This window comes from Actinoplanes oblitus (genome assembly GCF_030252345.1).
Classification (GTDB): domain Bacteria; phylum Actinomycetota; class Actinomycetes; order Mycobacteriales; family Micromonosporaceae; genus Actinoplanes; species Actinoplanes oblitus.
This window is the reverse complement of record NZ_CP126980.1, coordinates 4829005-4855017: the sequence shown is the minus strand read 5'-3', so window position 1 is coordinate 4855017 and position 26013 is coordinate 4829005. Positions and strand designations below refer to the sequence as shown.

22 protein-coding genes are annotated in these 26013 nt (G+C 71.3%); 10 read left to right on the top strand and 12 right to left on the bottom strand.

Features of this window, described 5'->3' with window-relative positions; genetic code table 11:
* Positions 1 to 11 precede the first annotated feature (11 nt).
* Positions 12 to 2033, bottom strand: coding sequence for an NACHT domain-containing protein (locus Actob_RS21685; RefSeq protein WP_284922151.1), 2022 nt, complete (start codon positions 2031 to 2033; stop codon positions 12 to 14).
* Between the two features lie 128 nt (positions 2034 to 2161).
* Here Actob_RS21685 and Actob_RS21680 point away from each other — a divergent pair, with 128 nt between their 5' ends.
* A complete protein-coding gene (locus Actob_RS21680) occupies positions 2162 to 2638 on the top strand; it encodes an MmcQ/YjbR family DNA-binding protein (RefSeq protein WP_284922150.1) in 477 nt (158 codons plus the stop codon).
* Positions 2639 to 2698: 60 nt separating this feature from the next.
* Here Actob_RS21680 and Actob_RS21675 read toward each other — a convergent pair whose 3' ends face one another.
* The 3 genes from Actob_RS21675 to Actob_RS21665 all read right to left on the bottom strand — a co-directional run bounded on the left by Actob_RS21675 (position 2699) and on the right by Actob_RS21665 (position 5052).
* Positions 2699 to 3388: a class I SAM-dependent methyltransferase gene (locus Actob_RS21675; RefSeq protein WP_284922149.1), complete on the bottom strand. Its 690-nt coding sequence runs from the start codon at positions 3386 to 3388 to the stop codon at positions 2699 to 2701.
* Between the two features lie 94 nt (positions 3389 to 3482).
* A complete protein-coding gene (locus tag Actob_RS21670; protein WP_284922148.1) occupies positions 3483 to 4268 on the bottom strand; it encodes a phosphodiesterase in 786 nt (261 codons plus the stop codon).
* Positions 4269 to 4338: 70 nt separating this feature from the next.
* A complete protein-coding gene (locus Actob_RS21665) occupies positions 4339 to 5052 on the bottom strand; it encodes a DUF5937 family protein (RefSeq protein ID WP_284922147.1) in 714 nt (237 codons plus the stop codon).
* Positions 5053 to 5140: 88 nt separating this feature from the next.
* Here Actob_RS21665 and Actob_RS21660 point away from each other — a divergent pair, with 88 nt between their 5' ends.
* Entirely contained in the window at positions 5141 to 5503 is a 363-nt protein-coding gene (locus tag Actob_RS21660; RefSeq protein WP_284922146.1) for a YciI family protein, read from the top strand.
* 129 nt (positions 5504 to 5632) lie between these two features.
* Here the strand turns inward: Actob_RS21660 and Actob_RS21655 are convergent, their stop codons facing one another.
* From Actob_RS21655 to Actob_RS21645, 3 genes are all read right to left on the bottom strand, one after another.
* A complete protein-coding gene (locus Actob_RS21655) occupies positions 5633 to 6637 on the bottom strand; it encodes a CU044_5270 family protein (protein ID WP_284922145.1) in 1005 nt (334 codons plus the stop codon).
* On the bottom strand, positions 6637 to 7245 hold the full coding sequence (locus Actob_RS21650) for an RNA polymerase sigma factor (protein WP_284922144.1): 609 nt from the start codon (positions 7243 to 7245) through the stop codon (positions 6637 to 6639). Before Actob_RS21650 ends, Actob_RS21655 begins: the two co-directional genes overlap by 1 nt.
* An 83-nt stretch (positions 7246 to 7328) precedes the next feature.
* Positions 7329 to 8504 (bottom strand): ROK family transcriptional regulator, encoded by a 1176-nt coding sequence (locus Actob_RS21645; RefSeq protein ID WP_284922143.1) that lies wholly within the window; start codon positions 8502 to 8504, stop codon positions 7329 to 7331.
* 80 nt (positions 8505 to 8584) lie between these two features.
* On the opposite strand from Actob_RS21645, the gene Actob_RS21640 reads away from it, so the two are divergent.
* Positions 8585 to 9412 carry a LacI family DNA-binding transcriptional regulator gene (locus Actob_RS21640; RefSeq protein WP_284922142.1) on the top strand — a complete coding sequence of 276 codons (828 nt, stop codon included), beginning with the start codon at positions 8585 to 8587 and terminating at the stop codon, positions 9410 to 9412.
* A 232-nt stretch (positions 9413 to 9644) separates the two neighbouring features.
* Positions 9645 to 10640: a glycosyl hydrolase gene (locus Actob_RS21635; RefSeq protein WP_284922141.1), complete on the top strand. Its 996-nt coding sequence runs from the start codon at positions 9645 to 9647 to the stop codon at positions 10638 to 10640.
* A 218-nt stretch (positions 10641 to 10858) separates the two neighbouring features.
* Here the strand turns inward: Actob_RS21635 and Actob_RS21630 are convergent, their stop codons facing one another.
* Together Actob_RS21630 and Actob_RS21625 are read right to left on the bottom strand one after the other, a co-directional pair.
* Positions 10859 to 13039 carry a GmrSD restriction endonuclease domain-containing protein gene (locus Actob_RS21630; RefSeq protein WP_284922140.1) on the bottom strand — a complete coding sequence of 727 codons (2181 nt, stop codon included), beginning with the start codon at positions 13037 to 13039 and terminating at the stop codon, positions 10859 to 10861.
* A gap of 9 nt (positions 13040 to 13048) precedes the next feature.
* Complete coding sequence (locus tag Actob_RS21625; RefSeq protein WP_284922139.1) at positions 13049 to 13711, bottom strand: nucleotide exchange factor GrpE; 663 nt, start codon at positions 13709 to 13711, stop codon at positions 13049 to 13051.
* Between the two features lie 362 nt (positions 13712 to 14073).
* Between Actob_RS21625 and Actob_RS21620 the strand changes: the two genes are divergently transcribed.
* Positions 14074 to 14559 (top strand): NADAR family protein, encoded by a 486-nt coding sequence (locus Actob_RS21620; RefSeq protein WP_284922138.1) that lies wholly within the window; start codon positions 14074 to 14076, stop codon positions 14557 to 14559.
* A gap of 218 nt (positions 14560 to 14777) precedes the next feature.
* On the opposite strand, the gene Actob_RS21615 is transcribed toward Actob_RS21620, so the two are convergent.
* A complete protein-coding gene (locus Actob_RS21615; protein ID WP_284922137.1) occupies positions 14778 to 15164 on the bottom strand; it encodes a universal stress protein in 387 nt (128 codons plus the stop codon).
* A 282-nt stretch (positions 15165 to 15446) separates the two neighbouring features.
* The gene (locus Actob_RS21610) at positions 15447 to 16127 is read right to left on the bottom strand and encodes a molybdopterin-dependent oxidoreductase (protein WP_284922136.1); all 681 of its coding nucleotides are present in this window, start codon (positions 16125 to 16127) and stop codon (positions 15447 to 15449) included.
* A 164-nt stretch (positions 16128 to 16291) separates the two neighbouring features.
* Between Actob_RS21610 and Actob_RS21605 the strand changes: the two genes are divergently transcribed.
* Together Actob_RS21605 and Actob_RS21600 are read left to right on the top strand one after the other, a co-directional pair.
* On the top strand, positions 16292 to 16753 hold the full coding sequence (locus Actob_RS21605; protein WP_284922135.1) for a hypothetical protein: 462 nt from the start codon (positions 16292 to 16294) through the stop codon (positions 16751 to 16753).
* Positions 16750 to 17385, top strand: coding sequence for a TetR/AcrR family transcriptional regulator (locus tag Actob_RS21600; RefSeq protein WP_284922134.1), 636 nt, complete (start codon positions 16750 to 16752; stop codon positions 17383 to 17385). The genes Actob_RS21605 and Actob_RS21600 overlap by 4 nt, the downstream gene beginning before the upstream one ends.
* Positions 17386 to 17758: 373 nt before the next feature.
* Here the strand turns inward: Actob_RS21600 and Actob_RS21595 are convergent, their stop codons facing one another.
* Positions 17759 to 18337, bottom strand: coding sequence for a TetR/AcrR family transcriptional regulator (locus Actob_RS21595; RefSeq protein ID WP_284922133.1), 579 nt, complete (start codon positions 18335 to 18337; stop codon positions 17759 to 17761).
* Between the two features lie 84 nt (positions 18338 to 18421).
* On the opposite strand from Actob_RS21595, the gene Actob_RS21590 reads away from it, so the two are divergent.
* From Actob_RS21590 to Actob_RS21580, 3 genes are all read left to right on the top strand, one after another.
* Complete coding sequence (locus Actob_RS21590) at positions 18422 to 19351, top strand: SDR family NAD(P)-dependent oxidoreductase (protein WP_284922132.1); 930 nt, start codon at positions 18422 to 18424, stop codon at positions 19349 to 19351.
* Between the two features lie 86 nt (positions 19352 to 19437).
* Positions 19438 to 24915 carry a non-ribosomal peptide synthetase gene (locus tag Actob_RS21585; RefSeq protein WP_284922131.1) on the top strand — a complete coding sequence of 1826 codons (5478 nt, stop codon included), beginning with the start codon at positions 19438 to 19440 and terminating at the stop codon, positions 24913 to 24915.
* Positions 24908 to 25996, top strand: coding sequence for a saccharopine dehydrogenase family protein (locus Actob_RS21580; RefSeq protein ID WP_284922130.1), 1089 nt, complete (start codon positions 24908 to 24910; stop codon positions 25994 to 25996). The genes Actob_RS21585 and Actob_RS21580 overlap by 8 nt, the downstream gene beginning before the upstream one ends.
* Positions 25997 to 26013 lie beyond the last annotated feature (17 nt).

Genomic DNA, 26013 nt, shown 5'->3' with positions numbered 1-26013 from the left:
GCGGACGGCCGTCAGCGGTGGGTGGCGAGGTGGTCCTGCAGCAGGTTGTGGCGGAACTGGTAGACGCCACCGGCGCGGCGCAGCACCCCGCGGGCGTGCGCCTCCTCGAGGGCGCCCATCATCCGCAGCGGCATCCCGCCGGCCACCGCGGAGACCAGCCGGGCCAGGCAGAACTGCCCCCACGCGCTGAAGCTGACCACCGCCGCCGCGGCGATCACCGCGATCGCCGCCCAGATGCCGGGGCTGCTGTCGCCGAGCGCCACCGCGCACAGGAAGCCCGTCGCCAGCCCGGCCGTGAGACCAGCGACGAGGGCGGTCCGCCGGTCGACGTGCAGTGAGCGGCTCGGCCGGGTGGCCGCCGCGGCCACCGACGACCCGGCGACCAGGGCGCTGACGGTGCCGGCCGACAGCATCAGGCCGAGCCCGACGACCGGCTGCCCGGCCAGGGTGGCGACGACCCCGAGCGGAGCGCCGACCACCAGGTACATGGTGACCGCGCCGGCGAGGGTGAGCTGCCGCGGCACGGACCGGTCGGTGAACAGCAGCCGGGCGTAGGCGGTGACCAGGCCGATGGTGGCACCGCTGTACCAGGACATCAGCCAGGGCGACACCCGCCCGTGGTCGAACGCCGCCATGCCGGCCGGCATCGCGGCGCACGCGGTGAACAGGGCGACGATCACGCTGAACGCGACCGAGACGAACTGCGCGTCGGGGACCGGGCGCAGCTCGTTGAAATGCCACCAGGCCAGCTCGTACGTCCGCTGCTCGCGAAGGTGCGCGGCGACGGTGCCGAGCCAGCGGCGGACCCGCGCCGCGTCCTCGGCGGTACGGGCCGGGTACCGGCCCAGCGCGCTCGCGTACGCCGCGCCGACCAGGTGCTCCAGCAGGTGCTGCTCGATCCCGCCGCGGGTGGTCGCCCACCCGGCGGTGAGCAGCTCCCCCGGGTCCCGGACCGGGTCCTGGTAGACGGTCCGGGCCAGCCAGATCATCAGCGGCGTGGACAGCGCCCGGGCCAGCGGCGCGTCCGGCACCTCGGTCAGGTGGACGACCACCGGCTGCCAGCGGCGGTCGGTCAGCGCGGCGCTGTCGGCGAGGTGCCGGGCGGCGGCGCGGGCCGCGACCGGCTGGATCTCCACCACCGCTGCGGCGGGCACCGGGCCGGACCCGGCCACCGCCGCCTCGTACGGCCGGGTGCGGCAGGTGACGACCAGCCCGTGACCGGTGCCGGCGGACTGCGCGATGCCCCGGATCGCCGCCTGCTGCAGGCTGTCCGCCATCTCGTCGAGGCCGTCCAGCACCGGCAGGATCAAGCCCCGCGCGACCAGGTCACGGGCGAGCGACCGGGGCGCGCCGCCCGGGCCGGGCACCTGCCGGGCCAGCCGCCGGTCGATCATGACGATCTGCTCGGCCACCCAGTCGTCGAGGCCGAGCACCGGGTTCCACCCGGCGGCCGACAGCACGACCGGCACCGGCTCGTGCGCGGTGCGCCGGGCCAGTAGCTGCAGCGCCAGGTGCACCACCAGCATGGACTTGCCGGCGCCCGGCTCGCCGAGCACCACCAGCCGTCGCGGCCCGCCGGGGACGGTGAACAGGTCGGCGATCCCGGCGTACTCCCCGGCGAGCTCGGCCGGGGCAGCGCCGGGCCGGCCGCGCACCGACGCCCAGCTCGCCATCACGGCCTGCGCGCGGGCGCTGGACAGCCACCGTACGTTCAACGGCCACGGGTCACGCACCCGGCGGGCGGCCTGTTCCGCCTGCCACTGTTCGCGTTGCGCGCCGGCCAGCCAGTCCAGGGCGACGGTGGTGTCGTCGCCGACCGGTACGGCCCGCGGGCCGCCGAGCCGCCACAGCCAGGAGAGCGCCCCGACCACGACAGCGGCGGTGCCGGCCCCGCCGAACACCACGCTCGCCCACTTGTCCGCCCGGTCCAGTCCCTGGTGCTGCAGGAACCAGGCCAGGGCGCAGACCAGGAGCAGCAGGACGACCAGGGAGACGCCGAACCAGAAACGGGGCTGTCGGGACCATCGCGGCACCCGGACATGTTCCCCGCGAAGGGTACGGAACGACATGGCCCGTACGGATGAATCATCGACGCGGATCGAACAACGCGAACGATTCTCACGGGCGCGCGCCGGCCACCGGCACCGGTTACTGTCGACCCATGCCGGATCCCGGAGACGTACCGTCGGAGATGCTGGACCGCCTGCGCCCGATCTGCCGGCAGCTGCCCGAGACCTATGAGGAGCCGGCCTGGATCGGCGTGCGCTGGCGGATCCGCCGGCGCACCGTCGCCCACGTCTACACCCCGGACCCGGACCGCTTCCCGGTCTACGCCGCGCACGTGACCGGCGGCGAGCCGCCGACCGTCCTGACGTTCCGCGTCCCGGTCGACGACCTGCTCGGCCTCACCGCGGCCGGCTTCCCGTTCTTCCGCGCCCCGTGGGGCCACAACGTCGCCGCCGCGATCCTCGGCCCGCACACGGACTGGACCGAGATCGACGAGCTGCTCACCGACAGCTATCGCGAACTGGCCCCGAAGTTCCTCGCCGCCCGGCTGGCCCCACCGCCGTATCCCGCGACGACACCCCGTCCGCCACTGCCGGACCGCCTGGCATCGGCACCTTCGCCGAGCGCTTGAACGCCGACCGGGCCGCTGTCACCGCCGGCCAGACCCTCACCGGAAGCGAATCCTCCTCGCCTAAGGGAGGGAAGCTGGCCCGGACCTGCGTCTCGCAGCGGCGAACCAACCGTGAGCGTCGTCGAGCCAGCGATCCAGCGACAAGCCGGCAGCGATGAGTTCCGCACCGAGCCGGTCCTCGGTGACGCGATGTGCCTGGAAAACCTGGCTCCAGGAACGGTCGCCCATCTCGTAGACGGTTCGCGCTGACAGCACTTCGCCGTCGTCGCGCACCACCTCGAGCGTCCCGCGCACTGCGCCGAGCGTCCCGGAACGCCGTCCGGCGCGAACGAGCCCATCGAACCAGCTCGGTGGGAACCATTGCGCAACCAGGATGCCGTCTCGAGCGAGATGCCGCTCGCACGTGTTCAGAAACAGTCGGCGTTGCTCGAGATCCACTGTGCTGAGCAGATGGGCGGCAAGTACGACGGCGTCAAAAGTGCGCCCCAGGTGCAGTCTCTCGATCCGCGCGCACACCGGGGTGACGCCCTGAAGGTGGCTGATCATGGCGGCTGACTCGTCCACGCCGACGACGTCATGACCTCTGGCGGCGAGCACATTGGCCAGCCGCCCGGTGCCACACCCGAGTTCCAGAATCCGCGAGCCCACCGGAACAACCCTGTCGATCAGGTCCGGCTCCCCGTTCTCGGGTAGGTGCAGATACACCTCGACGGCACAACCATCGGGCGTCACCACTCCGCTGTCATCCATTCAGTGACTCTGACAGACGGAGGCTGAACGCCCGAGGAGCCGAACCCGTTCACGGAAAGCGAGCCAGAACAGCTGCGGAGGTCGTCGGTCTATCTCAGGGGACCACTCGGAAGTGTGTGGTCAAGCGTCGTTCCTCATCGAGGATGTGCAGAGCCAGCATGGGCGGCAAGCTTTCATCCACGAGAGCGTCACTTTCGAACGGCAGCATCAAGGTCGAGACCACGCCGGGAGCCACGAGAAGAGGCTTGCCGCCGAACGTGGTGCTGGCCGGGGTATGGGCATGCCCGCACAGCACAGCGACAACGTTGTCGTGGCGGGCGATCAGGCGGGCGAGCCTGTCCGTGGCGAACTGCCTGATCGCATCGACGTAGGGGATACCGAGCGTTACCGGTGGGTGATGGAAGCAGACGAACGCCGGCAGGGCAGCCGAGGCAACCAGTTCGGACTCGATCCAGTCGAGCGTGCGCTCGGCAAGACGGCCGTCGTCACGATCCGGGATACTCGAATCGCACATCAGGAACAACGTTCCGCTGATCTGGTACGCCTTGTTGACGGGCGCTCCATGTGGAGCTTCACGGAGCAGCACCTTGCGGAGGGGCTCACGTGAGTCGTGGTTCCCCGGGCAATACAGCACCGGCCCAGGGAGATCCAGGAGCTCGGCCATCCGCTCATATTCAGACTCGGCACCATGGTCGGCCAGGTCGCCGGTCACCAGTACGACGTCGACGGATGTCCGCAATGCCTTCAGGTACCGCACGATGCGACTCGTCCGTTCGGCGCTCCGGTCCTCGCCGTCGACGTGGATGTCGCTGAAATGCGCTATGACGGTCATGGTGAAAGCGTATTGAGCGGAGACGGAAACCTTGATGGCCAATTCCATGACCGGTGGCCTGCGCGCCCTCGTGTCGCGACGACGGCCAGAATCGGCTCAGTGCCCGCCCGCGAGCGCCTCACCGAGCGGTGTCCGGGTGTGCAGGACCCGGGTCCCGGGGCACCGAGCAGCGCCGGGTGGCCATCACCGAGGGGACCAGCACCAGCCCGGTGCCGCCGCAGTCCACCGTGTTGGCGTAGTGCGGCAGTCGTACCCGGACCACGTCGTCCTGCCAGGTCACCGTCGAGTGCAGGGTGGCGGCCATCTCGGCCAGCCCGGCATCACTGCTGCGCCGCGCCCGCACCGCGATGTCGGCGCGCAGCAGGCGCAGCATCTGCGGCCACACCGGCGCCAGCAGCGTCTCCCACACCTGCTGCCAGGCCTCGACGATCGCCGACCGGGCCCGGGCCGGGTGCGCGATCAGGTCCCGGATCTCGTGTTGCCGGGCGCCGCTCGACCGGAGCACCATCTTGCCCAGGTCGTACCGCAACTGGTCGTCGGGCACCTGGCGCAGCCGGTCCAGCTCCTCCTCGGGCGTCATGTCGCCGGACGGTGCGGAGGTGAGGAAGTCGGGCAGGTATCCCTCGACGCCGCTGATCGTCGCCAGCAGGCGGAACGCCGCACTCGCCGGTTCGTCGCGCAGGGTGCGGAACCAGCCCCAGTGCAGCGGAGCGACCTGGGGGCGGAGCACCACGCGCACCGCGTGGACCAGCTCGTATCCCGGCGAGACTCCGAACCGGACCGCGGTGATGTCGGCCGAGCCCAGCCGGAACTCCACAGCCTTTCGATCCACATCGAAAGCGTAGTGGGGCCGGTCCGCGCGGCGGACAGTGAGAACCGCCCAGGCGCCCGGCCTGGCAGGACAGCGGAGGATCCGTCCGATGACCCAGTACTTCCTGACAGTGCCCGGTGACACCGCCGAGGAGGCGACGCTGACCTCCCTGCGGGAGGCGGACCCGGCCGAGCTGGCCGCCCTGGTGGCCGCCGTCGGCCGGGTGAACTCGGCGATGCGCGAGGCCGGCGCGTTCGTGCACGCCGGTGGGCTCCAGCCACCGTCGACGGCGGTCACCATCGACGCCACCGGCTCCGAGGCGGAACGCGTCCCCGGACCGTTCGCTGACGCGACGCACTACGTAGGCGGGTTCTGGATCATCGACGTCCCGGACAACGAAGCCGCGCTCGGCTGGGCCGAACGGTGCTCGGCCGCCGCCCGGTCCCGCATCGAGGTCCGCGCGCTGCAGTAGAGCCGGGGCGCCGGGCGTACCGGAAAAGCACGATGCCGGCCACTCATCGCCGCGCCGCCCGGGCGGAGCACCGGTAGTGCTGCCCGCCCGGGCCCAGGGGCCGGCCCGGCCCAGGTCCGCCCCGGCCGGCTACTTCGTGTCGAAGAGCTTGTCGACGATGATCTGCTTGGTGTAGATCACTTGCCGCAACACGTCGCCCTTGTGGTCGACCCGGAACCCGTCGTCGGAATCCTTCCTCTCGTCGGCCACCACGATCAGCCGGTCACCGATCAGCCGGTAGGTCCGCTTGTCGAAGAGCAGCTCCTTCGACAGGTTGCCCTCCTCGATCCGGCCCATGCCGATCGCCGGCCGGCCGTCGATGTTGACGGCGTCCTGGTTGACCTTCATGCCCGGCAGCTGGGCCAGGTATCGGAAGAAGGCCGCCTCGACCTTCGGCGGCAGCACGTACCGGCCGATCAGTGCGGCGGGATCCATCGAGATCGGTCCGGGGTGGTCGAGGTAGTCGCGGACCTTCTCCGGCGTCGTCAGCTCGCGCAGCCGGGAGTAGTCGAGCACGCCCCAGCTCACCCCGTCCTCGCCCTGCCGGTCCACCTCGATCTTGCCGGTGTTGCGGGTCCTGGCCCATACTTCGCCGTCGATCCGCTGCCACTCCTGGATCCTGCGGTACTTCGCCTTGCCGGGAAGCAGGCTGCCGTTCGGGTGCTGGTTCTCGTATCCCGCCGGGTTGCGCAGCTCACGGGTCTCGACATACATGAACTGGTCCGGTTCCGGATCGGTCCACGGCTGCCGCTCCACGGTCCACGCCGCGTTCTCCAGGTACTGCGCCGCGCTGACCGGCTCGAGGTACGGCATCGTCGCCGGCCGGTCGCCCTGCCCCTGGTGTACCGCGGGCATCACCGGTGCCGGCATGCCGCCGTCGTGGCCGGTGACCACCACTGCCACCGCGGCGGCCGCGGCCCCGGCCAGCCCGACGGCGATCGGGATCCGCAGGTGCCAGTGCCAGTGCCGGCGACGGCCGGGCCGGCCGGCTTCGGCGATCCGGTCCCGCAGCGCGGCCCGGGCTCGCTGCCGTGCCTCCGGAGCGGGCGCCGCGTCCGGGCCGAACGTGTCGCGCAGGATGCTGATCTCGTCCATCACCGCTCCGTCTCGATCTCGGCGCCCAGCGCCTGCCGCATCGCCTGTCGTGCCCGGTGCAGGCGGGACCGGGCGGTACCGGCCGGGATGCCCAGCGCCGCCGCGGCCTCCTGCTGGTTGAGCCCGGCCCAGGCGACCAGCAGCAGCACCGCGCGCACCGGCTCCGGCAGCGCCGCCAGCGCCTCGGCGAGCCGGCCGCGGGCGGCGGCCGCGTCCAGGCGCCCGGCCACCGCGCCGGCATGGCCGTCGGCCAGCGCGTCCTCGGCGCCGCGCCGCTCGCCCAGGTCCTGCCCGCCGGCCCGGGCCAGGGCCTGGTAACGACGCGATTCCGCGCGGACGTGGCGTGCGACAAGGTTGGAGGCGATGCCGAACAGCCAGGGCCGCGCATCCCCGTGATCCGCGTCGAAGCTCTGCCGCCGGTCGAAGGCGATCAGAAAGGTCTCGGAGGCGACGTCCTCGGCCAGGTCGGGACCGAGGCGCCGCGTCACGTACTGGTAAATCGCCTGATAGTGCCGGTCGAAGATGGCGGTGAACCGCTCGGGCGCCCGTCCGGCCTGCTCGATGAGGTCCGCATCGGTCTCCACGCCCGTGATATCCGGCTGCGTCACGACCACGTCACCACCGAACCTCTCCCCGTCGTGTGCTTCACACGGGTACTTCGCCGCAGCGGCGAAAAGTGTTCGGAACGCCGTCAGCTGTCGCCGGCGGGCGGCCCGGCGGTGTGCCCGGGCGCGATCGACGCCTGCACGACGAGCGCCGCCGCGCCGATCCCGGCCGCGTCCCGGGGCTGCGCCGACAGCTCCACCACGATCTCGTGGCGGAGCCGGGCATGGGCGGTGCCGGCCAGCGCCGCGCGCAGCCGGCGGGCGTAGATCGACCCGGCGACCGCCACGCCCGGCCCGGTCAGCACGACCCGGCCCAGGTCGAGCAGATTGACCATGGAGACCACCGCGACGCTCAGGTAGGTGGCCGCCTGGTCCAGGATGGCGAAGGCTTTCGGGTCGCCGCCCACCGCGGCGTGCGCGATCGCGTCGTACGCGGTGAACATGCTCCTCTGCTCGACCGGCAGACCGGCGTCGCGTGCCGCGTCGACGGTCGCCGCCATCGAGGCGTACCGCTCGACACAACCCCGGTTGCCGCACGGGCAGGGCCGTCCGTCGTACGCGATCGACACGTGCCCCAGCTCGCCGGCGTCGAAGCTCGCGCCCCGGTGCAGCGCCCCGCCGAAGACCAGCCCGGCGCCGATCCCGGCGGACAGGTAGACGCTGCCGAACGCCTGCTCCCGCGACACCCGGCGGCTCCAGAACTCGCCCAGCGCGGCGGCCGCGGCGTCGTTCTCCACCAGCACCGGGAGGCCCAGCCGGTCGGCGAGCCCGGCCCGCACGGCGGACAGCTCCGGGCCGGCCGCCTCGTCACCGGGGCGGGCGGTCGGCGCCACGATGGCCAGGCCCTCGATCCGGTCGCGGGGCAGGTCCAGATCGGCCATGAAGTCGTCGAACCGCTCGGCCAGCCGGTCGGTCAGGTCCACCCCGTCGAACGGGACCACCTCGCGGCCCACCACGCCGCCGGTCAGGTCGATGGCCACGCAGGTCACCGTGTCCGGCCCGAGCTGGAACCCGATGCCGAACCGGTTGGCGGCGGTGATCGCGAGCAGCTTGCGCGGCTTGCCCCGGACCGAGTCGGCCGACCCGGTCTCGTGGATGACCCCGTCGGCGATCAGGTCCCGCACGATGTTGGAGATCGACGGCTGGGTGAGGCCGGTACGCTCGGCGAGCTCCACCCGGCTGATCGACACCGCGGAGCGGACGACGTCCACCACCAGTGCCCGGCTGCCCGGCCCGGCCACCGAGGTCTCCCGACGTGCCATGGACGTATGGTCTCCGTTTCGCGAACCACCGACTGTCAGGCGATACCGTACCTGTCGTCGGAACGAGAGCGGAGGAACCGGTGGGACAGGCGCAGCGGCGGGTCGGTCTGGTTCTCGCGCGTGCGTCGCGGGTGCTCGGCGAGGAGCCGTTCTACCACGAGTTCATCGAGGGCCTGGAGCGGATGCTGACTCCGGCCGGGGTCTCCGTGCTGGTCAAGGTGGTCACCGACAGGCAGGCGGAGAACGAGACGTACGAGCGGTGGGCCGAGCGCCGGCGGGTCGACGGGGTGATCCTGGTCGACCTCGCCGCCGACGACGACCGGCTGGCGCTGGTGGACCGGCTCGGCCTGCCCGCGGTGCTGCTCGGCGCGCCGTCGGCGGCGTCCGGGCTGCCGACGGTGTGGACCGACGACGCCGGTTACGCGCGGGAGGCGGTCCGCTTCCTGGCCGGCCGCGGGCACCGGGTGATCGGGCACATCAGCGGTCCGCCCTCCTTGGTGCACACCCGGCTGCGCCAGCAGGGCGCGCAGTCCGAGGCGGAGGCGCTGGGCGTCACCGTGGTGCAGGCGGAGGGCGATTATTCGTACGAGTCGGGCCGCGCCGCCACGGCCGGCCTGCTCCCCCGCCAACCCACCGCGATCATCTGTGACAACGACCTGATGGCCCTGGCCGCCCTGGACACCCTGCGCGATCGCGAGCTGGCCGTGCCGGCGGACATGTCGGTGGTCGCCTGGGACGACTCGGCGCTGTGCCAGCTCGCCACCCCGGCCCTCTCCGCGATCAGCCACGACGTGGCCGGCATCGGCGAGATCGCGGCGAACGCGATGCTCGACGCGATGGCCGGCAAGCCGCCGGCGGTCTACCAGGCGCCGCTCGCCCACCTGGTGGCCCGCGACAGCACCAACTGATCCCGGCCTCGTCCGGTCACGTCGCCACGGGCAGCCGCCGGACGACCGGCGCGACAGCCGCTCAACCGGTCGCCGTCCTGCTGCGTCGCGTAGCCGGCCGGGCGCATCGACTCCATGGGGTTCCTGCGGTTCAGCATTGCTTAAATTAATAATCTAATCTTGACAGGCTGGTAACGACGGTCGCATGCTGAGCCGCGCAACGAGGAAGTCCGTCCCCAACGGAGGTTCCCTGATGAAAATCCCCCGTCCCGTCTGGACCGCCGGCGCCGCGCTCGCGCTGCTCGGCACGAGCCTGATCGACGCGCCGACGGCCTCGGCGTTCCCGGCCACCCCGAAATCGGCAGTCGTCAACTACCTGAAGTCGATCACCGGCACGTCGATCGTCTCCGGGCAGCACAACAAGGAGCCGGCCAGCCAGCCCGGCCAGTACACCCAGCAGGTGCACGACATCACCGGCCAGTGGCCGGGCCTGTGGGGTGGCGACATGATGTTCACCAGCACCGACATCGCCAACCGGCAGAGCGTGATCAACCAGGCCAAGACCGAGTGGGCCAACGGCTCGCTGGTCGCGCTCACCTGGCACGCCTGCTCCCCCACCGTCGGCGCGAGCTGCGACTTCGACGGCGGCGTGAAGACCAGCATCACCGACGCGCAGTTCCAGCAGATCGTCACCGGCGGCACCGCGCTCAACCAGACGTGGCGCAACCGGATGGCCGCCGTCGTACCGTATCTGAAGCAGTTGAAGGACGCCGGTGTCCCGGTGCTCTGGCGGCCGTTCCACGAGATGAACGAGAGCTGGAACTGGTGGGGCCATCGGCCGGGCGCCAACGGCTCCGCCAAGATCTACCAGCAGATGCGTGATTACTTCGACAGCCAGGGCCTGACCAACCTGATCTGGGTGTGGAACGTCCAGGACAACCCGACGGCCAACTGGTCGCAGTACTACCCGGGCAGCAACTACGTCGACGTGGTCACGCTCGACGCCTGGTACAAGAGCTACCCGTCGTCAGCCGACTACGCGCAGATCCAGTCGATAGCGGCCGGCAAGCCGATCGCCATCGCCGAGATGGGCAAGGTGCCGACGGCGTCCCTGCTCAGCAGCCAGCCGAAATGGGCCTACTTCATGATCTGGTCCGAGCAGCTGCGCGGCAGCAACACCAACGCCGAGATCCAGACGGCGTACTTCCTCCCCCGCGTCCTCAACCAGGGCGAAGTCCACGTGAGCTGACCCGTTCGCCAGTCCCGGTGGCCGCCGGCTCCCCGTCGGCGGCCACGTAAGAGCCCATTCGACCTGCGCGTGCTGGCCGCCCACCCGGAGCCGTCGGTGCCCCGGCCGAGTTCGCGCAGTCCCTCGCCGCGGCGCTGGCCCGGCTGCGGGAGCAACTGCGGTCGCCGCGAGCGGTGACCGCCTGACCATCGCGCGATGTCGCCGAGCACCGGCACCGCTCATGAATCACGCCTCAGGTAGCGCTGCCGGACCACGTCGAGTTCCTCATCCGTTCCCTCCACCTTCCAGAAGCTCCAGGGATCGCGAGCCGACCCGACGACGTTTCGCATCGCCTCGGTGGGCGAGGCCGCGACAGAGCCCTCCTCGGTCTCGATGGTTCCCTCCGGACGGACGCGGGCATAGTGCACCTCGCCGCGGCGGCGACCGATGAGGCGGACGCCGGCGTCGAGGAGCCGCGCCTCCACCAGATCGCGGAACCGAACATTCGCGCGGGTGCGCCTGACCGGCGCGGCGGGCCCGGCCGGAGCCGGAGCTGTCAGCCCGAGTTCGTCCAGGCTCCAGACGTGCTTGGCCATCTCGAGGTAGAGCCGGCCACGAGCCTCGATGAACGGCTCCAGCGGAGTGCTCGCGTCGTAGGTCGCCACCATCGAGAAGAGCCCCTTGTCCCGGAGGAACTTCTCCAGGGTGCTGTTGCTGCGCTGGAAGAAGTCCGGATTGATCATCCCAGCCAGCCGGGTGTCCTTCCGATAGCGCACGAGCTTGTCCTCGAGGAGCATCCCGCCGTATCTGCCGTTCTCCGGCCCGTCGAGCAGGAGCAGGCCACCGATCCGGCTGCGCAGATACTTGTACAGCTGTTCGTTCGGCACCTTGTGCGCGTACTCCGAGGCCTTGCTGGTGAACAGGTGCTCGATCTCGAAGTCGCGGTCTTGTTCCCGGCGCTTAAGGAAGCTCTCAGTCGGATCCGGCTTGCCGTTGGTGGCACCCATCTCCACCCAGGCCGTGAGACGCGCCAGCACGTAGTGGACGAATCTGCGCTTGGTGTCATAGCGAAGCTCCGGGATACGGTCGAGCCGGTCCGGCCAGCCGGTCGCATGGTCGCCGAGCGCGCGACCGAGCTCGTCAGGGGTCTCGGACTGCCGCACCCTGGGCATGACCGCCGACACCAGTTCGTCGACGTCCTTCTGCTCGACCGGCTCGTCGTAGAGGGTTCGCGTCACGTAGAAGAGGTCGAGGAAGTTCGCCACCAGGCCGGCCTTGCGCTCCCACAGCAGATCCTCGTCACCGGGGCGCAGCGCGGCGATGGTCAGGTCGAACTGCTCGACGATGCCGTTGAAGGCGTTGTACCGGACGGCCGGAAGTGCCGGGTCGAACTCGGACCGCGCCGTCAGAAGCCTGCCGTACGGCTGATGGAACCGGTGGAGCACATCGGTCACCAGGCGGGTTCGATCCCCGTGCTCCCGGGTGCGCCAGATGTCGTCCTCGTGCACCCGGACCCACTCGAAGGTCGCGTCGTTCAGACTCGGCCCGGGCATCTGCGCGACATCGGGGAACCTGGCCCGCAGAACGGTCCTCAGATACGCGAAGGCGGCACCCCGCTCGACCCCTTCCAGGGCCGTCACCATCTCGGTCCACGTTCCCTCCATGGCGCGAGGGTCCTCGGCATCACTGAGCAGAAAACGCTTGAGAAGATCCATCGGCGAGAGGCGGAGACCCGTGTCGTTGATGGACTGGTACATCTCCTCGGCGCGCGTGCGATCCCCCGCGTCCATGGCGACCAGCGACACCCGGTTGAGCAACCATTCCGCGAACAGGACCAGCGCGCCGCTGCGCAACTTCTCCTTGAAGTGGGCCTCGATGACCAGGTATGCCCGCCAGATCCGGCGGATTGCCTCCGGGGCGTTGTCCAGGTGCGGATTGCGGCCACTCAACAGGGCGTCGAAGCAGTCGGCGTACTCATCGGCATCAACCCGGAAGAGCTTCTTACCGAACCGGTCGTTCATGATCAACGTGTGGAATTGGGCGGCTTTGCTCTTGGCACTCGGCATCGCCGTCAGCTGCCGCTGAAGATAGATCAGCAGAAGCATGAGAGTGATGACCCGCTGCTGGCCGTCGACCAGATAGACCTTGCTACCCTCCGAATGCACGATGTACGGGCCCAAAAAATAGGGATCGTAGGATTTGACGTCGTTCAGCGAATGGTACTCTCGCCACTGATCGAGGAATTTGCGGGAGAGGTCATTCACCAGCCGCGTGACCTGCTGCTCCTCCCAAACGTATTCCCGTTGATAGAAGTCGAGAAGGAACCACTTGTTGCTGAACGCCGCCTCGACCGACTGATCGCGAGCCCGAACCAGTTCTTTTACCTCGCCCTTGCCGGATTTGTTTCTTCGCTTGGCCATGGCGGTCGCTTATAGGGTTACGGTAGCTTTGGCCGCCACCAGCTGCTTACCGCTGCCGCGCCAGACATAACCCGGACGAACCACCCGCACCGCTGTGCCGGGCTCGGGTGCCTCCGGCTCGGCCTCGTGCGCCTCCGGATCGAACGGGACGGTATCGCCCGGCTCGCCCACCCGCCAAAGCCGCTTCCGCCTGGACTCCTCGGCGAGAAGCTCGATCACTTCGGCGAAGGGAGCACCGGCCGCCTGCAGCTTCTCGACCGCCACGGCCAGCCCGGCGACCAGCCGGGCCTGCTGAAACTGGTGTTCGGCCCAGCCGGCGGCGGGCACGGCCCGATCCAGGGCGTCCGCGACGTGCCGCGTCCATGCGGTGGTCAGCCACCGGGGCTGCCTCGCGTCGAGGCGGCCGGCCAGCAGATCGAGTGAACTCCGCGCCGACCGGCGCTCGGCGAGCCACTCGTATTTCCGGTTCGCCACACCGATCTGCGGGTGCAGGGCGATCACGCGCTGGATCCGTTTCCAGTGGCGATCAATGTCCCCTTTCTTCATGCCCGCGTCGACCAGCCGTTTTTTGATTAGCTGAGCGGGAATCGGCTCGGGCGACGTCCGGATGATGTCGACAAACACGGAGTTCGGATCTTTTCCGAACTCCGCGACGAGGGTCTCCGAATCCATCGCGCATCGCCTCCTCAATCCGAATTCCTCTCGGATGATAAACACATGCACGAAGGCCGGCACTGTCGGCAGCGCGACAGGCACAATCCATTCCGATCAATCCTTACACGTGCTATCGGTGTTCCGCGTCAACCTTCGACAGAGACACCGCGCATCCCGTCATCCGACGATTTCGGACTCCGAATCCGCTCATTTCATCGGCACGCCCGATAGCAGCCGCCACCATTGGCGGCGACTCCCACGACCCGACCGTCCGGGGTGCCGACGGTCCGGCCTGACCCGCCCGGCCGGCGAATTCCGGTTGTCTGTTCAGCGAGGTCCGTGGCACGGTTCAGCGCTCACGACCACCGCTCGAGGTTCAGGTGACGATCTACTTCTACGGCGCCGACGAGGTCCCGTACGGCTGCTTCTCCAACTTCTCCACCCACGGGTTCGACCTCGATGAGTGCTGGTGGCCCACCGCCGAGCACTATTTCCAGGCTCAGAAGTTCGCCGGTACCCGCCACGCCGACGTCGTCCGCCGGGCGCCCGATCCGCTGCGTGCCGCCGAGCTGGGCCGTGACCGGAGCCGGCCGCTGCGCCGGGACTGGGTACGGGTCAGGGACGACGTGATGCGCCGTGCGGTGCTGGCCAAATTCCGTGCCCACGCCGACATCCGTGCCGTTCTGCTGGGCACCGGCGATGCGGCGATCGTCGAGGACACCGACACCGACCACTACTGGGGCAGAGGACGGACCGGCGCCGGAAAGAACATGCTGGGCAGGATCCTGATGCGTACCCGCGCCCAACTTCGCGCCGGCGCGGAGGTCGACGACGATGCTCGGGGCCGCCCTGGACGGAGGGCCTGATCCGCGTTCCGTCGGGGCTCGGGCCGCGGCCGAAGGCGTCCCGGACACGATGACGCGGAGCGTTTCCCGCCGAGCGCCGCGCGACCATCGTCGGCGCCGGTCAACGGCTGTTCCCGACCGCGGCCCCCGGCGACACCTGAATCACTCTCCGGAAGCCGCCGCGGACCGCGGTGCCGGGCCGAGCAGCCCCTCCCGCGCGTCCAGCCGAATCGGTCACCTCAACGACGACGTTGTCGCGGTGCGACCACGACGAGCGGGCACGCGGTACGCCCGGCCAGCCCGTGAGCGGTGTCGCCGAGCGGCCGGTCGGCCGTGACCGCGGCGCTGGAGGCCGACACCACCAGCAACAGCGCCTCTCGGCTCAGGGCGGCGAGGGCCGGCACCGGGTCGTCGTGCAGGATCTCCCGCTCGGCCGCCGACGCCTCGGCCTCGGGGAGGCAGTCGTACAGCAGGCAGGTCAGCAACAGGTCCGCGTCGGGGATCCGTTCGCCGGCCCGGCCCCAGACGTGGACGGCGCGCAGGGGTACGCCGAACTCGCGGGCTCGGGTCGCGGCGTAGCTGAGCACCACGGCCGCGTTGTCGTCGTCGTCGACGGCGGCTACCACGATCGACCCGCCGGTACCGCCGGGTGCGCCGGCGGGGAAATGAACCGTCCTGGGACCTGGGCGAGGGCCACGGCCGTCACTCGGCGCGGGCGGTGCGGTGAGCGCGGATGTCATGGTCTCCTCCACGTGATCACGATGAAGCTCTCATGCGGTGACCGCATGCTCACCCTCAGCTTTGCCGCTATCGGCGGCGAATGACAGGGACCAAAGTCCTGAAAGCCATAAGAAGCCTAAAGCGGTCACCCTTTCGTGTTCTCGATGACTTCGCGGCCACGGAGGTGATCAGGGCCGCTGACGGGTTCGACGATGGCTCAGCGCTCGCTCGGCCAGGTACGCGGTCGGGGCGATCATCATCCGGTACGGCAGTCTCACCACCGCACTCGGCAGTCGCGGGTGCCGTTCCTCGAGGGCGACGCGAGCGCGAAGGTGCTCCTTCGACATGACCCGGGGCTGTTCCGCGCGCAGATCCAGGGCGATGAGGTGCTTGACGCTCTTGTAGCCGTACTGACTGGGGGACACGAGCCGCAGCGGAGCACCGTGCCTGTCGTCGAGGACGGCGCCGTTGAGACGGGTCGCCAGGAGGACGTTGTCGGCGACGGCGTCCTCCCAGGTGAAGGCGGCCTTACGACGGTCGCCGGCACGGGCCACCAGGTACGGTGCGGGCGCGTTTGACATCCCCACCGAGGCGAGAACATCGCGCAGTGGAACGCCGGTCCACACCAGCCCCGTCACCGACCACGTCGTGACGCAGTGGAAGTCAGCCGTAAATTCGCGCGGTCCGAGCGCCAGCAGGTCAGCGGAGGTCAGAACGGCGACCAGTTCGCCTTCGTACCTGATCTCCAGTCGGGGCTCAACCGGCATGGCGGGCGGAGGAAGGTGGGGCAGATCGCTGAATCGGGGCATCTCCGCCAGGAGGCGTTGCCCCGGCGGCAGCCCGGCGGCGCGCCGCGGCCAGTAGCGCATCATGCGTACCCCTTCACCTGACGGTGCCGGCCTGCGTCAGCGGATGACAGTACAACGTCCGCACCCGGCAACTGATCTTCAGATGGCACGAGTCTCATCCCCCACTCCTCTTACATACGTGCGTGCATGTATGTAAGTATGCTCGACGAACAGGGAGGTGCGGGATGGACCTGCAAAATGGCGGTCGCGTGGTACGCCGGGTCGCGGTGACGGATCCGGTCGCCTTGGCTCGAGCCGGTGACTACTCGGACGCTTTCGAGGCGCGGTTGGCCGAGCCGGACCAGCGCTCGCCGGAGCAGTGGGTGCGAGACGGGTTCGCCGCCTTTCCCCCGTCGGTGAAGCGCGTCGTCCGGCTGCTGGGTTTCCGCCCGGGCGACACGCGGCCGGGCCAGATCGCCGGGCTGCGCATCGTCGAGTCCACCGCCGAGGTGGTCCGGCTCGAAACCTCACTGCGGCTGCTGCGGGCGGTCATGGTGGGGCGTCAGGTGGCACCGACTCGGCGTACGCTCACCACGGTGCTCTTCTTCAACCGGCCGGTGCTGGCCCGCCTGGTGTGGCGGCTCATCGGCCCGCGCCATCGCCGGATCGCGATGCGGATCGTCGCCGGCCAGGAGCAACCCGGATGAGGCGGCCCGACCGGCTCACCCAGGCCGAGCGCCGGGAGCGCACCCGCCAGGCTCTGCTGGAAGCCTCGGCCGTCGAGCTGTCCCGCTACGGGTACGGACAGTTCAACCTCGCACGGGTGGCCAGCTCCGCCGGCTTCACCCGCGGCGCCCTGTACCACCAGTTCACCGACAAGAACGACCTCATCCTCGCGGTGATCGAGTGGACTCGTGACACCTGGCTGCGGGAGGTCGGCGCCCTGGTCACCGAGGAGCGGGACCCGGTTGCGGCGCTTCTGGTGCTGGCCCGCGGCCAGGCCGCCTTCAGCCGCCGCGACGTGGCACGCGTGCTGATCGCCCTGCGGATGAGCTTCGCCGGCCAAGACCATCCGGTCGGGCGCGAGGTGGAACGGACGTACGCGTTGCTCATCGAGCGCTGCCGCGACCTCGTCGCGGACGGGCAGGGGGCGGGTTCGATCACCACCGACACGCCGGCCGAGGTACTCGCGACCGCCTTACTGGGCGCGCTCGAAGGACTTTTCATCGGACTGGCCAGCCGGGCGTTCGACGAGCAGACGCCGCCCACCCCGACGCCGTACCTCGAAACGCTGGCCGTCCGCACCGTCGCGGGGGTGCTCGGACTGAAAGGCACGTGACCGCACCCGCTGCCGCGACAGGACGACGCCCGCCTCCGGACGCGATCAGGTGTCCGGACGCCGGCCGATCCCACACCGCCAAGGAAGCGGCAGACAGCACCCCGCTCGGCGCCCCGACGGTCCCGTCGTCCCCGCCACCGCGCTGACCCGCCACCTGCTCGATCTCGGCCACCGCACGGTCCACCACATCGCCGGGCCGCAGCGCTGGTGGGCGGCCCGGGCCCGCCAGCAGCGCCTGCTCGGGTCCCGGCCGCTGGGGCGCCACCACGCCGGCGACCTCAGCGCCGGAGCCGCCGAGTGCTGACGCGACGCCCGCCACCGCCGATCACCGAGCATCCGCACCAGCGAGAAGGCGGACCGCCCAGGCCGCGCTTCACGACCGGGCCGGTCGTCCGGCGTGGATGCCGTCGAGGAGTACGCGCAGGTAGAGCTCGAGCCGGCCGGTCGGATCCGCCCCGATGCGCAGGGCGAACGCGGTGCCGCAGACCAGGCGGTGCAGGTCGTCCTGAGAGAGGTCGGGGCGCACGCAGCCGGCCCGCTGGGCGCGGTCGAGCACAGCACGAGCCGACGCCATGAACTCCTCGCGATGGGTGGTGGTGCGGGCGACGGCGTCCTGATCCGGGCCGGTCGCGATGACCTCGGCGAAGGCGGGGTCAGTCAGCTGTCCGAGCAGGAGAGCACGCAGCAGGAGCTCGACCGCGGTCCAGGGGTCCTCGTGGCGACTCGCGCCGCGAGCTTGCTCGACCAGCGTGGTGAAGCAGTGGTCGGCGAGTGCCTCGACGAGCGCCCGACGGGTCGGGAAGTGCCGGTAGGCCGTCCCGACACCCACCCCCGCCCGCCGGGCGATGTCGTTGAGCTGCAGAGCCAGGTCGCCCTCGGCCATCGCACCGCGCGCTGTCGCCAGCAGTTGTTCACGATTGCGGGCGGCGTCGGCGCGAAGCTGCGGAGTCACCACGCCACTCTACCCAACCGGATTGACAATCCGCTTCCGCTGGCCTTCAATCGGATAAGTCATCCGCTTAACCTTGGAGGCCCCATGGAAGCCGTCGACTGGACCCTCGCCGACCTCGCCGACCAGACCGGCCGCACCTTCGTCGTCACCGGCGCCAGCAGCGGCCTCGGCGCAGCGATCACCCGTCACCTCGCCGCCCGCGGTGGCCGGGTGATCATGGCGGTCCGGGACACCGAGAAGGCCGGCCTCGTCCGGGACCAGCTGATCGCCGAGCACCCGGCAGCCGATCTGCGGATCCGGCACGTGGACCTGCTCGACCTCGACAACGTGCACGCGTTCGCCGAGGGCCTGCGCGCCGACGCCGTCACCGTCGACGCGCTGATCAACAACGGTGGCATCGGCAACGTGCCGCGGCGACTCAGCCCGCAGGGCGTCGAAAGCCAGCTGGCCACCAACCACCTCGGCCACTTCGCCCTGACCGCCCTGCTGCTGGACCGGCTGAGCGCCGGACGCGACCCGGTCGTGGTCACCGTCGGCTCCGGCCTCTACCGCATCGGCCACCTCGACCCGGACGATCTCGCCGCCGAACGCGGCTACTCACCCGGCCGCGCCTACGCCAGGTCCAAACTCGCCAACGTGCTGTTCGCCCTGGAACTCGACCGCCGGCTGCGCGAGGCCGGATCGCCGGTGCGCAGCCTGCTCGCCCATCCCGGCATGGCCAAGACCCGCCTCGACCGCGAGGCGCCCCCGCTGGACCGGATCGTCGGCACGGTCCTGGGACTCGTCCTGCGCCGCCCCATCGACGAAGCGGTGACCCCGATCCTCTACGCCGCCACCGAGACCGCCGCGCCCACCGGCCGGCACATCGGCCCGGGCCGGCCGTTCCGCCCCGCCAGGCCGACCTTCGAGAAACTCGCCGGCCCGGCCACCGACCTGGACCTCGCACGACGACTCTGGGCACGCTCCGAGGCGATCACCGGGCTCGACGTCACGCCGGCGGCACATCGCCGCTGACCCGATCGCTGTCGTCCAGAGTTTCCCCAGTCACCTTTGCGAAGGTGTGTCGAGACAGTGACGACGGGCTTCCGGGAAGGAAGAACATGGCCATTGTGGAGACGGTGACGGCCCTGCGGGCGGCCGGCATGGTGCTGTACGCCGAGGGTGACAACCTCCGCTATCAGGCGCCGAAAGGCGTGGCCACCCCGGAGCGGCTGCGCTGGCTGCGTGACCACAAGCCGGAGATCCTGGCGGTGCTGCGCGCGGGCGGCGACGAGTTCGGCGTCACCCTGACCGCCGCCCCCGAGCAGTCCGGTGAGCCGTTCCCGCTGACCGAGGTGCAGTCGGCGTACCTGCTCGGCCGGGGCAGCGCGTTCGAGTTCGGCGGGGTGGCCTGCCACGGCTACCTCGAACTGGCCGTGCCGGACTGGCCGGTGGACGAGGTGGAGGCGGCCTGGAACCGGCTGGTGGCCCGGCACGACATGCTTCGCGCGACCGTCGCGGCGGAGGGGTTCCAGCAGGTCGCCGCCGAGGTGCCGCACTACACGGTGGTGCACGCGGACCTGCGCGACGCCGGGCCGGAGGCGGTACGGTCGGCGATCGCCGACGTGCGTGAGCAGCTGTCCCACCGGGTCCGGCCCACCGATCGCTGGCCGCTGTTCGACCTGCGCGCGACCAGCACCCCCGACGGCCTGCTGCTGCACTTCTCCATCGACCTGCTGATCTGTGACTACAGCAGTTTCCGGCTGCTGCTGGACGAGCTGCGGCGCGAGGTGACCGGCGAAGGCGGCGAGGTCACCCCGGCGGTGACCTTCCGCGACTACGTCCTCGCCCTGCGCGGCCTCCGGGAGACGGAACGCTACCGGTGCGACCGCGAGTACTGGCTCAGCCGGATCGACGACCTGCCGGCGGCGCCCGAGCTGCCGGTACGCGCGGACGCGCCACGAGCGGCACCGCGCTTCACCCGCCTGGCCACCCGTCTCACCGAGGCCCGCTGGCAGCAACTGCACCGCCGCGCGACCGAGCTCGGGGTCACCGCCTCCACCGCGGTGCTGGGTGCCTACGCCGAGACGATCGGCCGCTGGAGCCGCCACCCCCGCTTCGCCCTGAGCCTGACCGTGCAGAACCGGCTGCCGCTGCACCCGGACGTGCCCCGGATCATCGGCGACTTCAGCTCGGTCAGCCTGCTCGACGTCGACACGACGCCGTCCACCGCGTTCGGCGAGCGCCTGGCCACGCTGCACGCGCGACTGTGGGAGGACCTCGACCACCGCCTCTGCGGCGGCGTCGAGGTGCTGCGCGAGATCGCGCGCCGGCGGGGCCGGGCGGCCGCGGCCATGCCGGTGACGTTCACCAGCACGGTGAGCGGCGCCCCGGCCCCCGGTGCCGGCCTGATGCCGGGAGCACGCCTGACGTACGGGATCAGCCAGACGCCGCAGGTGTGGATCGACTGCCAGATGATGGCGGAGGACGGCGGCCTGCTGCTGCACTGGGACGTCCGCGACGGCGTCCTGCCGGACGGGGTCGCCGCCGACATGTTCGCCGCCTTCACCGCACTCGTCGAACGGCTCGCCGACGGCGACGCCACCGACGAGGTGGACCCGGTCGTGCTGCCGCGCCGGCAGCGAGAGCTGGTGGCCGCGGCCAACGACACCGCCGAGCCCCGGGTGCGCGGGCCGTTGCACGCGCGGTTCGTGGACCGGGCGCGCCGCGATCCCGGCCGCGTCGCCGTGATCGCGGCCGGGCGCACGCTGACCTACGGCGAGCTGCTGGCTCGGGCCGAGTCGCTGGCCCGGCTGCTGCACGACGCCGGGTGCGAGCCGGGCGAGCGGGTCGGCGTCATCGCCCCCAAGGGCGTGGAACAGGTGGTGGCGGTGCTGGGAATCCTGCTCGCCTCCGCCGCGTACCTGCCGGTCGACCTGGGGCAGCCGGCCCGGCGGCGGGACACGATCCTGCGCGACGCCGGGGTCCGGATCGTGGTCACCGACTCGGCGCACGCCGCCGAGCTGGCCGCGTCCGGCGTGACCACCATCGAGGCGGACCGGCTCCCCGCGGTGCCGGGGCGGCCCGCCGAGGCGCCCGAGCCCGCCGGGGCCGACCTGGCGTACGTCATCTACACCTCGGGGTCCACCGGGACGCCCAAGGGCGTCATGATCAGCCACGAGGCGGCCCGCAACACCGTCGACGACATCAACCGGCGCTTCGGCGTCGGCGCCGACGACCGGGTCCTCGGGCTCGCCCAGCTCGGCTTCGACCTTTCCGTCTACGACGTGTTCGGCCCGCTGTCGGTGGGTGGTGCCCTGGTACTGCCGCGGGCCGAGCGGCGCGGCGATCCGTCGCACTGGGCCGAGTTGATGGTCACCGAGCGGGTCAGCGTGTGGAACTCGGTGCCCGCCCAGATGCAGCTGCTGACCGAGTATCTCGCGGCGGCACCCGGCCACGATCTGAGCCGGCTGCGGGTGGTCATGCTCTCCGGCGACTGGATCCCGGTCACCCTGCCCGACACCGTGCGCCACCACGCACCCACAGCCGAGGTGATCAGCCTGGGCGGGGCGACCGAGGCCTCGATCTGGTCGATCCACCACCGGGTCGGCACTGTCGATCCGGACCAGCCGAGCATCCCGTACGGGCGGCCGCTGGCCAACCAGAGCTTCCACGTGCTCGACGACATGCTGCGGGAGTGCCCGGAGCTGGTGGTCGGCGAGCTGTACATCGGCGGCGCCGGCGTGGCCCTCGGCTACCTCGGCGACGAGGCGCGCACGGCCGAGCGGTTCGTCGACCATCCCCGCGACGGGCGGCGGTTGTACCGCACCGGCGACCTCGGCCGGCGGCTACCCGACGGCGAGATCGAATTCCTCGGGCGCGAGGACGGCCAGATCAAGATTCGCGGGCACCGCATCGAGGTCGCCGAGATCGAGGCGGCACTGCTCGCCCATCCCGGGGTGCAGGCGGCCGCGGTCATCCCCTACGACGACGAGGCCGGGCGCCATCTCGCCGCGTTCGTCGAGCCCGCGGCGGCGGCCCGCGCCCCGCTGCCGGAGCGGCTACCCGAGACCATGGCCGCGGCGGCCGCGGCCCGCATCGGTGCCGTCGACCAAGATCAGGTCGCCGAGATGGTGGAGCTGCTCGACCGGACCGCCCTGCAGTCGATCAGCCGGCTGCTCGTGGACTGCGGGCTGTTCGCCGGCGGCTGGGCCCGGCACACCGACCAGGAGATCATCGAGACGGTCAAGGCCGCTCCGGCGAACCACTATCTGGTACGCCGATGGCTGGGCGCCCTGGAGCACGAGGGTCTCGTCCGGCGCGACCCGGACACCGGCGCCTACCACGACCTGACCCGGCCGGACGAGGCCGAGGCGAGGCGGTTGCGTGACCGCATCGACACCCTCGAACCGGCCGTACGGTGGGGCGCCGAGCTGGTGCGCTACCACCGGGCCTCCGAGGAGCACCTGCAGGCCTTGGTCCGCAACGACATCGACCTCAAGACGCTGCTGTTCCCGCACGGGCGGCTCGACACCGCCGAGGCCGCCTACCGCGACAACCTGATCAGCCGCCACAACAACGCGGCAGTCATCGCCGCGCTGCGGACGATCGCCGCCGGGCACGCCGGCGGTGCCCCGCTGCGGATCCTCGAGATCGGCGCCGGTGTCGGCGGCACCAGCACCGAGCTGATCCCCGCACTGGACGGTCTCGACGTCGAGTACCTGTTCACCGACCTGTCGCACTTCTTCCTCAACGCGGCGGCCGAGCGCTTCGCCGCCTACCCCTGGGTCCGCTTCGGGCTGTTCGATCTCAACGCCGATCACGTCGAGCAGCGGATGCCGGACAACGGGTTCGACGTGATCCTGCTGGCCAACGTGCTGCACAACGCCGTGCACGCCGGCCGGGCGCTGGACCTGCTGCGCCGGCTGGTGCGGCCGGGCGGCTGGCTGGTCTTCATCGAGGCCACCCGGGACGCGTACCACGTGATGACCTCGATGGAGTTCAACGCCGGGCTGACCGGGTTCGAGGACGAGCGGCGCGAGACCGGCACCACGTTCGTCCCCCGCGACCGCTGGCTGTCCCTGCTCGACGAGGCCGGCGCCGAGGTCGTGGCCACCCTGCCGGCCGCCGATGACGCGCTGTCCCTGATCGGGCAACACGTCTTCGTGTCCAGGTTCAAGGCCGACCGGGCTCCGCTGGAGGCCGAGGACGTACGCCGTCACCTGGCCGAACGCCTGCCGGAGTACATGCTCCCGGCCCAGTTGCACACCCTCGACCGGATCCCGCTGACCGGTAACGCGAAGGTGGACCGCGGCCGGCTGGCCCGGTGGACGGCCGGTAGCGGGCACCACACGGCCGGCTCGGTCGCGTCGGCGCCCGCGGACGACACGGAACGGCTGTTGGCCGGCGTCTGGTGCGAGATCCTGCCGGTCACCCAGGTCGGCCGGGATACCGACTTCTTCGCCGCCGGTGGCGATTCGCTGCTCGTCGCCCAGCTGGTCGGGCGGATCCGGGACCGGTTGCCGGCCGCCCGCGAGGTCGAGTGGGACCAGCTGCTGCGCCGGGTGCTGAACCGGCCGACGATCGCCGACATCGCGACCTACCTGCGCTCGCTCGAGGCGTCCGGCCCGGCGCCGGCCCCCTCGTCGCTGGTCTCCGTCGGCGACCGCGCCCGTGGGCCGGCCACCGGCCCCGGGCAGCCGCTGCACGTGCTCGTGCACGACGGCACCGGCACACTCATCCCCTACCGATCGCTGGTCCACGAGCTCTCCCCGGACGTGCCGATGGCCGGTCTCGTCCTCGACGACGAGCAGGAATACCTGGACAGCGACCCGCACACGCTGACCGGCACGCTGGCGCGGCGGCACGCCGCCACCCTGGTCGCGGCCGGCCACGAGGAGGTCCACCTGATCGGGTACTGCATGGGCGGGCTGCTCGTCACCGAACTGGCCACCCTTCTCGCGGCGGCCGGCATCCGGGTCGCCGCGACCACGATCATCAGCAGTTACCGGGTTCCCTACCTGGTCGAGGACGACCTGCTGGCCGAGTACATCTTCGCCCGGGTGATGCGGGCCGACCCGATCCGGCTCGGCTACCCGGCCGACGAGACCGAAACTCAGCGGATCGTCGCCGGAGCGGTCACCCGCCACGGCGGGCGAGTGCCCGAGGGCAGCCTGCTGGAACCGGGCGCGGCGGGCGTACGCCCGGAGACCGTCGCCGGGTTCCGGCGGCTGGCCGCGATGGACCCGGACGAGCGGCTGACCGCCATCGGGGCGGCCATGCCGGTCGCCGACGCCGGACTGACCTCGCTGGACCGGCTGCGCCGCCAGTTCCGGATCGTCAAACACAGCCTGGTCGCGGTCGCCGCACACCGGCCCACGCCGTACGACGGCGAGCTGACCTTCGTCCGGCAGAGCGGCGAGGCACAGGTCTTCCCGGGGATGCACCGGGACATGAGCGACTACTGGCACGACGTGTGCACCGGCGAGCTGCACGTCGTCGACGTGCCCGGCGACCACTTCACCTGTATGCGACCGCCGAACGTGCCGGCCGTGGCCCGGGCCGTGCGCCTCGCCGTCCCGCGGGGCGGGCATGCCTGAGCCGGCCGTGATCGGGGTGCTCGGCGCCGGCGGCGCGGTGGGCACGGTGGCGGTGACCTGTCTGCTCGACGGAGGCGGCGTACGGGTCCGGGCCGGTTGCCGCCGCCCGGGCCCGGCGCCGGCCGGGGTGCGCCCGGCGGTCGTGGACGCGACCGACCCGGCCGCGGTACGGCGGTTCGCCAGCGGCTGCCGGCTGGTCCTGGACTGCACGGCCCCGGCGTACACGCTGATGGCCGGGGTGCGGGCCGCCGTCCTCGGGGCGGGTGCCGACTACGTGTCGGTGATGGACGACGGGCGGACACCGCCGCCGCCCGCCGGGCGCACGGTGGTGCTGGCCGCCGGCGTCTCGCCCGGCCTGTCGGGGCTGCTGCCGCGGCTGCTGGCCGAGGGACTCACCGGGCCGCTGGACTTCACCGGAGCGTACGCGGGCCTCGGCGCCCTCACCGCCGGCGCCGCCGCCGATTACCTGCTCAGCCTGGACGCCGGGTACGGCATGGCCCTGGCCGCCTGGCACGGGCGCGAGGTGCCGCGGGCCCTGCGGGTCGACGAGGACTTCCAGGTGCCGACCGTCGACCGGGCGCTGACCGGTTATCCGTACCTGACCGCGGAGCTGCGCCGCCAGGCGCTCACACTGCCGCTGGCCCGGGCATCGTGGTTCAACGCCTTCGACGGCCCGCACGTGCTGGCCGCGACGACCCGGCGCCGCGGGGCCGGGTCGCCCGGCGCGGACGCGATCGCCGAGCTCGTCCGGGCCAGCCGGCTCGACGCCGCCGGCCGCCGCCCCTACCAGGTGCTGTACGGCGAGCTCACCGGTCACACGGCCGACGGCCGGCCGGTGCGCCGCTCGGTGGTGATCCGCGGTACCGACGGTTCCGCGCTGACCGGCGTGGTCGCGGCCGAGGCGGTGCTGGCCGTGCTGGCCGGCGGGGCACGGCCCGGAGTCCGGTACGCGTCCGACATCGTCGACTCGCGGCGGCTCCTGACGGGCCTTCAGCACCGGCTGCCGGATACGGTGGTGCGGTTCACCGGGGACGTCCCGTGTTCGACGACATCAACGGAGCAGGTCGAAGGCGTCCTGTAACCGCAGGGGGTACCGAG